General features: G+C 67.1%; 8 protein-coding genes. 2 read left to right on the top strand and 6 right to left on the bottom strand.

From position 1 onward, the window contains the following. On the bottom strand, positions 1–441 hold a 441-nt coding region (locus tag TL10_RS13275; RefSeq protein ID WP_043985975.1), incomplete at its 3' end, for a nitronate monooxygenase. Positions 442–556: 115 nt separating this feature from the next. Here TL10_RS13275 and TL10_RS13270 point away from each other — a divergent pair. Both TL10_RS13270 and TL10_RS13265 read left to right on the top strand, forming a co-directional pair. Beyond that, positions 557–1,795 carry a thiolase family protein gene (locus tag TL10_RS13270; RefSeq protein ID WP_043985974.1) on the top strand — a complete coding sequence of 413 codons (1,239 nt, stop codon included), beginning with the start codon at positions 557–559 and terminating at the stop codon, positions 1,793–1,795. A gap of 69 nt (positions 1,796–1,864) precedes the next feature. Continuing rightward, positions 1,865–3,118, top strand: coding sequence for an HNH endonuclease signature motif containing protein (locus tag TL10_RS13265; protein WP_043985973.1), 1,254 nt, complete (start codon positions 1,865–1,867; stop codon positions 3,116–3,118). A gap of 89 nt (positions 3,119–3,207) precedes the next feature. Here the strand turns inward: TL10_RS13265 and TL10_RS13260 are convergent, their stop codons facing one another. The 5 genes from TL10_RS13260 to TL10_RS13240 all read right to left on the bottom strand — a co-directional run bounded on the left by TL10_RS13260 (position 3,208) and on the right by TL10_RS13240 (position 11,422). Continuing rightward, positions 3,208–3,756 (bottom strand): hypothetical protein, encoded by a 549-nt coding sequence (locus TL10_RS13260; protein ID WP_043985972.1) that lies wholly within the window; start codon positions 3,754–3,756, stop codon positions 3,208–3,210. Between the two features lie 33 nt (positions 3,757–3,789). Then, entirely contained in the window at positions 3,790–8,274 is a 4,485-nt protein-coding gene (locus TL10_RS13255) for an ATP-dependent helicase (RefSeq protein WP_043985992.1), read from the bottom strand. A gap of 64 nt (positions 8,275–8,338) precedes the next feature. After that, entirely contained in the window at positions 8,339–9,619 is a 1,281-nt protein-coding gene (locus TL10_RS13250) for a hypothetical protein (protein WP_043985971.1), read from the bottom strand. Between the two features lie 230 nt (positions 9,620–9,849). Further along, positions 9,850–10,653, bottom strand: coding sequence for an SDR family oxidoreductase (locus TL10_RS13245; protein WP_043985970.1), 804 nt, complete (start codon positions 10,651–10,653; stop codon positions 9,850–9,852). 40 nt (positions 10,654–10,693) lie between these two features. After that, the gene (locus tag TL10_RS13240) at positions 10,694–11,422 is read right to left on the bottom strand and encodes a sensor domain-containing protein (RefSeq protein ID WP_043985969.1); all 729 of its coding nucleotides are present in this window, start codon (positions 11,420–11,422) and stop codon (positions 10,694–10,696) included. Between the last annotated feature and the right edge of the window lie 3 nt (positions 11,423–11,425).

Here is an 11,425-nt window from a genome sequence, read left to right as displayed (position 1 = left end):
GCCGTGGTGGCCGCCCGCCTCTCTGCCCTGCGCCACCAGCACCTGGACCCCCGCGTCGAGGGCCTGCCTGGCTTCGTCGAGGGTGTGGACTTGGGACATCAGTGGGATGTTCGCGTCATGGATGGCCTTGGCATACGGGGCCGGGTCGCCGAACGACAGCATGATGGCGGCGGGTTGTTGGGCGATGACCCAATCGACGATCTCCTGATTGACAGCCCAGGTGAGTAGACCTATACCCCAGGGCTTTTCGGTGTCCTGCGTGGCCAACTGGCATTCGGTGGCGAGCGTGGTCAGGTCACCACGACCGCCGCCGATCAGGCCCAGCCCGCCCCCTTCGGACACCGCGGCCGCCAGCCGGCCACCCGACACGTCGCCCATCGGGGCCAGGACGATCGGATGGGCGATGCCGAACAGCTCGGTCAGTGGGGTGTGCAGCGCCATGGTTTCACTCTATCCACCCGTCGAACGTGAGCTTGATGGCGAACTTTCGCGAGATCTTCGCCACCACGCTCACGTTCGACGTACGCTCGCCTCGACATCGAGCGGGAGACGGCTGATGACAGAAGCATTTGTGCTTGGTGGTGTCCGCACTCCATTTGCGCGGTACGGCAGTTCGCTGTCGCACATCCGCACCGACGACCTCCTCGGCATGACGATGAAGGGTGCGTGCGAGCGCGTCGGCGTCGATCTCGGAGCCATCGAGGACGTCGTTGCCGGCTGTGTGAATCCTGCGCACGAGGGAATGGGCGACATCGCCCGCTGGGCGGCGCTCGCCGTCGGATTTCCCGACACGGTGGCCGGAACGACCATCAACCGGTTCTGTGGGTCGTCGCTGAGTGCCACGATCAACGTCGCGCACGCCATCAAGGCCGGCGACCTCGGCGTCGGTATCGCGTGCGGTGTCGAGTCGATGTCACGATCGGGCTGGGCCTACATGAAAGGTGACGCGGCCTTCGCGCCGCGCGGGCCGGTCATCCTGCTCGACACCATGTGGGCCGGCGCCGGCGGCCCACCCAACCCGGCGCTGCTGGCGCGCAACGCCTACATCAGCATGATCGAGACCGCGCAGAAAGTGGCCGATCGCTATGGCCTGACGCGCGAGGAGATCGACGCGTTTGCGCTGCGGACGCAGCGAAATGCCAAGGCGGCCCGTGATTCCGGGCGCCTGGCCAAGGAGATCATGCCGGTCCAGATCGCCGCGACGAAGAAGACGCCGGCACGGCTGTTCGAGCACGACGAATTCATCCGCGAGGAAACCACGGCCGAGCAACTGGCGGCCCTGCGCCCGCAACCGGGCACGACGCAGATGACCGCTGCGAACTCGACGCCGCTGACCGATGGCGCCAGCGCCCTGGTCCTGGCGTCCGGGGAGCGGGCGGCAGAACTCGGCATCGAGCCGTTGGCGCGGGTGGTGTCCTCGGCGGTGTACGGGATCGATCCGCTGTTCATGGGTCTCGCGCCGGCGTGGGCGCTGCCTCTGGCGATCAAGCGTGCAGGGTTGACGCCCGAGCAGATCGATGTCTGGGAAGTCCATGAAGCGTTCAGTGCGCAGGCCCTCGGCGTGCTGCGGGAACTGCCGAATCAGCTCGACGGGTTCGTCGTTCCCGACGAGAAGCTCACGCCCAACGGAGGCGCCGTGGCGATCGGCCATCCGTTCGGCGCCACTGGTGCCCGGTACGTCCTGACCCTGGCCACCGAACTGCGTGAACGCAACGCGCGGTACGGGGCCATCGGCGTCTGCGTCGGCTCAGGTCAGGGCGTTGCGATCGTGATCGAAAACCCTTCTGCTGCTTGAACAGTACAGTTTCTCGCTCTCCACCCGGAGCGGCCAAAATTTGTCGGTGCCTTCTGCTTTGATGGTGTCATGTCCAGCACTGCAACGGCTTTCGATGTTGAGGCGTCGCCGTGTGAGCGTATGGATGCGTTCTTCGATGAGATCGGTGAGCTGACCGGGCAGCGCAACGCGATCGACGCGCGGCTGGTGGAGATTGCGGCCGAGATTGATCGTGATGGGTTGTGGGGTGCGACTGGTGCCCGGTCGCTCACGGCGTTGGTGGCGTGGAAAACGGGTGTGTCGCCGCGTAATGCGGAGGTGATGGTGGCGGTCGCGCATCGCCTGGAGGAGTTTCCGCGGTGTGCTGAGGCGATGCGTGAGGGTCGGTTGTCGTTGGATCAGGTCGGGGTGGTCGCCGAGCATGCCGGCGAGGGTTCTGATGAGCACTATGCCCAGTTCGCGGCCAGCGCTACGGTCACCCAGTTGCGTACGGCGGTGAAGCTCGAGCCGCGGCCGGAGCCGGAGTCGAAGCCGGATCCTGAGCGGTCGATCAAGAAGACCACCCACGATGACGGTTCCACGACGTACACGATCCGGTTGCCGAAGCTGGAGGCGGCGAAGTTCGATGCCGCGCTGGCCTCGCACCAGGACGCGTTGGTGGCGGACTGGAAACGCGACCACGAGAACGATGACCGTGTGTCGGAGGAGGCGCCGCCGTTTCCCAACCAGGTGGACGGGTTCATGAGCCTGGTCGAGGCCGGCTGGGACACCGACGTCGCACGTCGCCCGCACGGGCAGCACACCACCGTCGTGGTGCATGTGGACCTCGACAAGGACACTGCCGCATTGCATCTGGGCTCGGTGCTCACCGACGACGAACGCCGACTGCTGTTGTGCGACGCCACCTGCGAAGTGTGGCTCCAGAAGCACGGTCAGCCGATCGGCGCCGGCCGCAGCACCCGCCAGATCAGCCGCCGCCTGCGCCGCGCCCTCGAATACCGCGACCGCTGCTGCCGCGTCCCCGGGTGCGGGGCCACCCGCGGCTTGCACGCCCACCACATCATCCATTGGGAGAACGGCGGTCTCACCGAACTGCACAACCTGGTGCTGGTGTGCCCGTACCACCACCGGCTGCACCACAAGCGGGTCATCACCATCACCGGACCCGCCGACCGACTCGTCGTCACCGACGCCGCAGGCCGCCAACTCGACGGCGGATCCCTCGCGCGGCCACCCACCACACCGCCACCCGATGTGCCGCCGTGCCCCGGACCGACCGGGGAACGCGCGCAATGGTGGTGGTACCAACCATTCGAGCCACCACCAACACCGTCGTCGAACTAGACGGACCATCCCGGTCCCGCCGAGGTGCGGAAAAGCACTGGCCATCAAGAGAATTCACGACGGCCGGTACGGCGTCCGATGGCTTCAGGTCACGGGAGCAGCGGCAGCCGCCACAGCGGCGCGCTGGGTTCGAGGAACCACAGCCGCGTCGCGGTCAGGCGCAGAATTCGGAGCGCTCCGGTCATCATGAGTACTGCCAGTGGCAGTTCGATCAGCACCGCGGTCACCAATGGCACCGCCGAATCGTGGCCGAAATCCGATGTCATGACGTCGAACCAGGCGTCGCACACCAACAGCACCCCGGTGGTGAACGCGGTGAGTAGCACCAGTTGACGACGCAACCAGCCCAGCACGGCGGTCGTGGCCATGAAGGCGACGAGCAGACCGTCGAACCCGATCCAGGTGGCCGGCCAGTTGTGCGCCGTGTAGCTGTCCGGAAGCGTGAATCCGAGGTAGATGACCCACGGGATCAGCACGATGCAGCTGCCGGTCATCAACGTCAGCCGGATGCGCCGCATCCTTCTGGCCATGGCAGGCGGAAACACTTCGTCCAGCGGACGCTGCAATCGCATGATCAGGGCGTGCCGCTGAGCCGGTGTCATCGCGGCGATGGCGGCGTCTGACAACCCGTTATCCATGGCCTCGATACTGCCGAACGTGAAGCCGGAGGCCTAGCGCAGACGCAGCCCACGCGGAGTGCGGGAGAAACCGGCGCTGGCCAGCGCCGCATGGACCTGCGCCTGCTCGGCGTCGGGGGTAGGGGCCAACACCGGCTCCCCGTTGACCTTTTCGATCAGCAGCGACTGCAAGCGCCCCGCACTCACCAGGTCCGCCAGCGCGCCGGCCGCCGCACGTTGTTGATCCGGGGTCGCGTCGAACGACAACAACGACTTGCCGCCGCGTTCCAGGAACCACACCAACTCGCCGTCGACCAACGCCACCAGCGCGCCCGCCTTGCGACCTGGCCGGTGGCCGGCCACCTCGGGCCACGGGAGCGCGACGCCGTAGGGGTTCGCGGGATCGGTGGCGGCCAGCACGATGGCGGTGTAGTCAGGGCTGCTCTGGTCGACGCTGTCGAGATAGTTGCGCAACCGGTCGACCGTCGAGGCCACCGCGAACTGCGCGCCGCCAAGCGATTCGATGAAATATCCGCGCTGGCAGCGCCCGGCCTCCTCGAAAGCCGTCAGCACTTTGTACAGCGTGGCGAATCCGCCGGGCAGGCCGTCGGCAGCGCCGCGAGTGACAACGCCGTAGCGGTTCAGCAGCAGCTCGGCTTGAAAGTGTGCCCGCATGGTGGATTCCGGCTCGGCGGGCGGCAGTGCCGACCATCGACCGGCGACCGTCGGGTCGACGGCGCGGGCCTGCGGCCGGGCGACGCTGTAGCGACTGAGCCGTGGCGGGCGCTGCTGCCGCTGGCGGTGCGCGCCACCGGGCTTGCGCCCCGCGTTGCCCAGAAGCGCCCGCACCGGGGCGAAGGTGTCGCCGGTGATCCAGCCGGCCCAGATCAGTTCCCACAGCGACTGTTTCGCCTCGGCGTTGTCCTCCGACGCCAGCTGGCGGAAAAAGTAGGCGCCGCCGGGCCCATCAGCTGAGCCGAGGGTTTCCATGATCGCGCGATGCGTGTCGGTGAATTCGATCTCCGTACCGGGTGCCAGGGACAGTGGCGCGGTATCGGCCCGATGGAAGACGACCCACCCGTCACTACCGGCGATCTGTCCCGCGCCCGACCAGGTGACCTCACCGGAGGCCAGCAGTTCGTCGAGCATTGCCGGTTGGTAGTCCGACACGCGCTGACCGAACACGAGCGGCTCGACCGCCGACGCCGGAATCGGCACGCCGGCAAGCTGTTCGATGACCGACGCCAGCCCGTCGACGCCGCGGGCCTCGCCGAACTGCTGCCAGACGGGCAGGAACCGTGCGTATGCGGCCGTGCTGACCGGTTCGATCTGGGCCCGCAGCGCGGCCAGCGACCGGCGCCGCAGAATCTTCAGAACCGTGGCGTCACACCACTGTTGATCGACGCTGTCCGGAATGTCGGTGAACTCACCGCGAATGAGCTTGCCGTCCAACACCATCCGGCTCAGGGCATCGGCGGTCACCCGGTGACCCAGGCCGAACCTGGCGGCCGCCTGGGTCGTGGTGAACGGCCCGTTGGTCCGGGCATAGCGGCCGAGCAGTTCGCCGAGTGGATCGGACACCGCAGCGGTGAAACTGGCCGGCACCCCGACCGGCACCGCGACCCCGAGGCCGTCGCGCAGCAGCCCCATGTCTTCGACGGCGGCCCACCAGCTCTGCCCGGCGAAGGTCACCGCGACGGCGCGTTTGGCGGCTTGCAGGGTGGCGCACCAGGCCTCGACATCGCTTGCGGTGCAACGCTGCCGAAGTTCCTCGGTGCTCAGTGGTCCGAGCAGCCGCAGGAGGTCGGCGATCCCTTCGGCATCGCGGGCCGCCCGGTCCTCGGTCAGATGCTGCAGCTGCCGGATGGTGGCCGCCACCACGTCGGGTTCGAGCAGCTCGCGCAGTTCCACCCGGCCCAGCAGCTCGGCCAGCAGGGTGGCGTCCAACGACAGTGCGGCAGCGCGACGTTCGGCGAGCGGGCTGTCGCCCTCGTACATGAACGCCCCGACGTAGCCGAACAACAACGACGCGGCGAACGGTGACGGTGTGGCGGTCTGCACGTCGAGTACCCGGATCCGGCGCTGCGCGACGCGGCGCATCAACTCGGTGAGCATCGGGACGTCGTAGACGTCCTGCAGGCATTCCCGCACGGTCTCCAGCACGATCGGGAAGTCCGGGTACTTGCGCGCGATGTCCAGCAGCTGGGCTGCCCGCTGCCGCTGATGCCACAGCGGCGACCGCTTGCCGGGATGACGCCGCGGCAGCAGCAGTGCCCGTGCCGCACACTCGCGGAAGCGGGAGGCGAACAGCGCCGACCCGCCGACCTCGGCCGTGACGATGGACTCGATCTCGTCGGCGTCGAACACGAAAATGTCTGCGCCGGGTGGGGTTTCGCCGGTGTCGGGTAGCCGCAGCACGATGCCATCGTCGGATGCGGTGGGCTTCTCGTCGATGCCGTACCGCTCCATGATCCGGCGGCCGACGGCCAGTGCCAGTGGCCCGTGTACCCGCAGTCCGTAGGGGGAATGCAGGACGATCCGCCAATCGCCGAGCTCGTCGCGGAACCGTTCCACCACGAAGGTGGTGTCGGTCGGTACGGTGCCGGTGGCCTGGCGCTGCTCGTCCAGCAGCTGCCACAGATTGTCGGTGGCGTAGCCGTTGAAACCCATTGTGCTGCAGTACTCGTCGAAGTCGGTGCGCGTCAGTCCGGCCAGTTTCCCGGTGAAGGCACCGATAGCGGCACCCAGCTCGGCGGGGCGGCCGACGGCGTCCCCGCGCCAGAACGGCAACCGCGCGGGCTGGCCGGGTGCGGGCAGGACCAGTACCCGGTCGTGGGTGATCTCGGTGATCCGCCAGCTGGTGGCGCCCAGGGAGATGACGTCGCCGGGGCGCGACTCGTAGACCATCTCCTCATCGAGTTCGCCTACCCGCGAGGGCTTTTCGTCACCGGTGGCCAGGTAGACGGTGAACATGCCGCGGTCCGGGATCGCGCCGCCGGAGGTGACGGCCAGTCGCTGCGCGCCGGGACGAGCGGTCAGGGTGCCGGTGTCGCGGTCGTAGACCAGCCGCGGCCGCAGCTCCGCGAACTCGGTGGACGGGTACTTGCCGGCCAGCAGATCCATTGTCGCTTCGAAGGCGCTGCGCGGCAACGCGGCGAACGGCGCGCTGCGGCGGACGGCGTCGAACCACCGGTCGGCGTCGAGCGGCTCGAGCGCGGCTGCCGCGACGGTGTGCTGGGCCAGCACGTCGAGGGGATTGGTGGGTACCTGCAGGGTTTCGATCTCGCCGGCGCGCATCCGCTGCACGGTGACCGCGCAGTTGATCAGGTCGATGCGGTGCTTGGGCAGCAGCACGCCCTCGGAGATCTCGCCGACCTGGTGACCGGCGCGGCCGATGCGCTGCAGGCCGCTGGCTACCGACGGTGGCGCTTCGACCTGGATGACCAGATCGACCGCACCCATGTCGATGCCGAGTTCGAGGCTCGAGGTGGCCACCACGGCTTTGAGCCGGCCGCTCTTGAGATCGTCTTCGACCTGGGCGCGGGCCTCCTTGCTGACCGATCCGTGGTGAGCCTTGGCCAGCAGACTCGGTGCGCCGAAGGTCTGGCCGCTGGCCATGATGGTGGCGGGCGCGCCGCCACCGATCTGCGGGTTGCGTTCGTTGGGCAGTTCGATGCCGGAGCGGGCGGCGTGAATCTCGTTGAGCCGTGCGGTGAGCCGTTCAGCCAGCCGCCGGGAGTTGGTGAACACCAGGGACGAATTGTGCGACTCGATGAGGTCGACGATGCGTTCCTCGACATCGGGCCAGATGGTGCCGCCGTCGAGGTTGGCCATGTCGGGCACCGGAACCTCGACGGTCAGGTCGAAGGTCTTGGCGGCCGGTGGCTTGACGATGGTGGTGGGGGCTGCGCCCGACAGGAAACGGGCCACCTCCTCGGCCGGTTTGACGGTGGCGGACAGGCCGATCCGCTGCGCCGGCGCGGCGGTCAGCTGGTCCAGCCGCTCCAGTGAAAGCGCCAGGTGTGCACCACGTTTGGTGGCAGCGACCGCGTGCACCTCGTCGACGATGACGGTCCGCACTGTCGCCAGTGTCTCGCGGGCCGCCGACGTCAACATGAGGAACAGCGACTCGGGTGTGGTGATCAGGATGTCCGGCGGTTTGGCGATCAGCTGGCGGCGCTGCGCCGGGGAGGTGTCACCGGACCGCACACCCACGGTGATCTTGGGCGCCGGCTTGCCCAGGCGCTCGGCCACTCGAGTGATGCCGGTGAGCGGCGTGGAGAGGTTGCGTTCGACGTCGACCGCGAGAGCCTTCAACGGCGACACGTAAAGCACGCGGGTGCCCTTGCCGTCGGGCTCCTGCGCCAGCTGATCGATCGCCCAGAGGAACGCCGCCAGCGTCTTGCCGGACCCGGTAGGGGCGATGACCAGCGTGTTGTGCCCGTCCGCGATGGCTTGCCAGGCCTGCGCCTGAGCCGGGGTGGGCGTGCTGAAGGCAGCCGCGAACCACTCCCGGGTCAGGTCACTGAACCGGGCCATCGGGTCGGTCGGGGCCACGGCTCCATACTGCCTGGTGGGTCCGACAAACCTGGCCCGACTTAGGTCAGTACCACCTGATCAGCCGGGGGTTGGGGAGCTTGAGCTCGTCGAGGGTCGCGATACGGGTGGGCTTGCCGGTGCCGTCGGCACCGACGACGTAGATGCCGCCCTGCGTGGCGTTGGCACCCGAGGCGTTGTCGGTCAAGAAAGCGAGTTTGGTGCTGTCGGGGTTCGGGACCGGGTTGTGCGCGTTGCGGATGCCAAGGTCGACCAACATCACCGCGTGCGCGTTGGTGTTGTCGGGAACCGGGCAACCGTTGGGGTCTGTGATCACGGGGACTTTGGAGATGGCGAACCCGTTGTCCGAGGAACCGGCGCCGGGCAGGCCGACCTTGACGGTGACCGTCACGAAGCTGTTGGGGCCGAGCCACTTGATTTGGCGGTTCGCGCATCCGAACCGCAGTGTGCCGTCGGGGTTCTGCAGGGGCATGGGCTGTGTATGCGGCGTCGGCGTGATCTCTTGCGGGTTCGACTTCGATCCCGCCGCCAGCTTGTAGAGGTGGGTATTGGCCTCCCCGTTGCCGGTGCCGCCCCAATAGTAGAAATTGCCGGCACCGTCGAATAGCGGCGAGCGGTACACGGGAGCAGTACTTTGCGGGAAGTCGGTCGTGGCGGGTGCGGCCGGTGTGACGTCGGTGAAATCGCCCTGGGTGTCGATCCAGCCGACATGCGATGAGCCGTTCATCGGGCTGTCGCCTGGTTTCGTGACAGTTCGTTCGGCGGCGAATTTGGTCAGATCTGGTGAGACCTGCAGCATGTCGATGTCGCCGGCCGGTTCTTTGGCCTTGAATGTCGAGATCTGCGTGTACTTACCTGTGGTTGGGTCGATGGACCCGAAAGTGGCTGTGTCCCAGCTGTCTCCGGACATCACGATGATCCCTGACGGCGTTCCGGCGGTCGTTGCGGATACCTGCGGGCCAGGCGCAGTCGAGGATGGCTGTCCGCTCGGGCTGGATGAAGTCGACAAACCGGTTGTCTGCCCGAAGAAGTGGTCGTAGGTGGGGTACACCAGTTTCAAACTCGCCGGTATCGCCGCGGCGGCGACGAGGGCCGTCGTGCCGATGGCGACGGTCTTGCGCAGCGCCGACCGCGGTGACCGGAAGTAGATGGCCGCCGCGATGACCGAGAGCACGGCGACGAGCGCGATGCCGGGAACGAACGTCCCCAGCTTCACCCGCCCAGCTACCGTGACCGCGATGGCGAGTACGAGGGCGATGACCGCGAGTATGAAGCCGCGCTTGCTGAAGGCGGGTTTTTTGGGCGCTGGGGGAGTGGGATCGGTCATCGTGGTGCTCCTGGGTCAACCTGCACGGCCTTGCTCGATATCGAGCGGGTACAAGGATCAAAAGGGGTCGGGCTCAACGGATTCTCAATGGCCTATCGGTCTGCCATACGGAACCCCCCAATGGGCCGCCCGATCACGCCGCGCCCACGAAAATCGGCGATAGCAAACAGGTATACCAAACGCAAGGTGCGTGCGTCCGACTATCCGCAAATTCTTCGACGTGGCTGTGCCTACCCCAAGGTGCGCTGGTACCGGCGCATGCCGGCGATCCAGCGGTCGTAATCGGCGCCCTTGTGCCGGTACATCTCCAGCACCTCGGGATGGGGCAGGACGAGAAAGGAGCCGTCCGCCGATCCTTGTCCGATGGCCTGGACCACCAGGGTGGCGACGTCGTCAGGCCCGACGACGTTGCCGGCGTGGGTCACCGCGTTGGCTGCCACCCGCATACCGGCGTCGGGGGAGTCAGACATGTCGCGCAGCAGCGGGGTGTCCACGCCCATCGGGCAGACGCAGCTGACGCCGATGCCCTGGTCGCCGTAAGTGATGGTCAGCCACTCCGCGAAGCCGACAGCGGCGTGCTTGGTGACGCTGTACCCGGCCGCGCCGAGTTGGGTGAGCAGGCCGGCGGCCGAAGCCACGGTGACGAAATGTCCGGTGCCGCGCTCAACCCATTCGGGCACAACAGCTTTGGCGGCGCGGATGTGCGCGCGCAGGTTGATGTCGATGATGCGGTCCCAGGCGGCTTCGTCGTCGCCCAGTCCCGGTGCCCCGGTGATGCCGGCGTTGGCGACATAGATGTCCACCGGTCCGTACGCCTCGCGGGCCGCGTCGAGCAGCTCGGCGATGCCGTCCACCGACGACGCGTCGGCCCCGACGCCGACACCCCCGAAGCCCGCGGCCGTCTCGGCGGCGGCTTCGGCGTTGATGTCGCCGGCCACCACGGATGCACCCGCAGCGGCCAGCGCCGTCGCGATGGACCTGCCGATGCCCGACCCCGCCCCGGTGACCACAGCCACCGCACCTTCGATCTTCACGGGCTCATGTCTACCGCATCGCGGGCTCAGCCGAGCGTGGTCAGTTCTTGAGGTTGTCTGCGATCTGTTTGACGATCTTGGTTGCGATAGCAACGGTGTCGGCCTCTGCGTAAATGATCACGTTGTCGACCGCCATTTGTGCCTCGGCACTCTTGCCGTCGCCGGCATCGGATTCGTAGGTGAGCTTGTTGGTGAGAACTCCATCTGTCTCGGAAACGGAACTTATCGTCTGCCGCTCAGTTTGACCGTCGGCAAAGGTCACGGTGAATTCCTTGTTGGCGCAGGATTTCACGCTCTTGGCATCGAACTCGAGGAGCTCCGCTGCACCGTGTGCGGACGGGTAGAGCGTCACCGAGTTCGTAGCCCTGCGGGAGTCCGCCGAATCGTCGAACACTTGGCTGCGCATGGCGGTGGCGTCGGCGTAGCCCGACGGGGAAGCGCCGAATAGGCGCTTGCACGCGACATTTCCCTTGGTTACGCGTGACTTGTCATCGAGGGTCTTGTCGATTTTCTCGGCTGTCAAGCCGTCGATGCCTGTTGCCCTGCTCATCTGATCGGCAGTGAGCAGCAGACTTTCGAGTTCGTCCTCGGCGATCGGGCCGCTGTCGCGCACGTCTCGGGTATTCGCCGGCTCGGCGGCCTCGGTTTGCGATGAGTGATTGGACGACTGAGAGCGGTGGTGCCTGCCACATCCGCTGGTGCCGAAGCACGCCGCAATCAGCATCGTGGCGACGAGTGGGGTCGACACGGACGAGCGGATATTGGTCATGAG

Source organism: Mycolicibacterium llatzerense (assembly GCF_000878195.1).
GTDB lineage: Bacteria > Actinomycetota > Actinomycetes > Mycobacteriales > Mycobacteriaceae > Mycobacterium > Mycobacterium llatzerense.
Note: the sequence above shows the minus strand (reverse complement) of the source record. Positions and strands in the feature narration are given on the sequence as shown.

Bases quoted from the DNA above. Each gene is read 5' to 3' on its own strand.
- TL10_RS13250 (WP_043985971.1), bottom strand. From the start codon at position 9,619: ATGACCGATCCCACTCCCCCAGCGCCCAAAAAACCCGCCTTCAGCAAG.
- TL10_RS13265 (WP_043985973.1), top strand. From the start codon at position 1,865: ATGTCCAGCACTGCAACGGCTTTCGATGTTGAGGCGTCGCCGTGTGAG.
- TL10_RS13270 (WP_043985974.1), top strand. From the start codon at position 557: ATGACAGAAGCATTTGTGCTTGGTGGTGTCCGCACTCCATTTGCGCGG.
- TL10_RS13255 (WP_043985992.1), bottom strand. From the start codon at position 8,274: ATGGCCCGGTTCAGTGACCTGACCCGGGAGTGGTTCGCGGCTGCCTTC.
- TL10_RS13260 (WP_043985972.1), bottom strand. From the start codon at position 3,756: ATGGATAACGGGTTGTCAGACGCCGCCATCGCCGCGATGACACCGGCT.
- TL10_RS13240 (WP_043985969.1), bottom strand. From the start codon at position 11,422: ATGACCAATATCCGCTCGTCCGTGTCGACCCCACTCGTCGCCACGATG.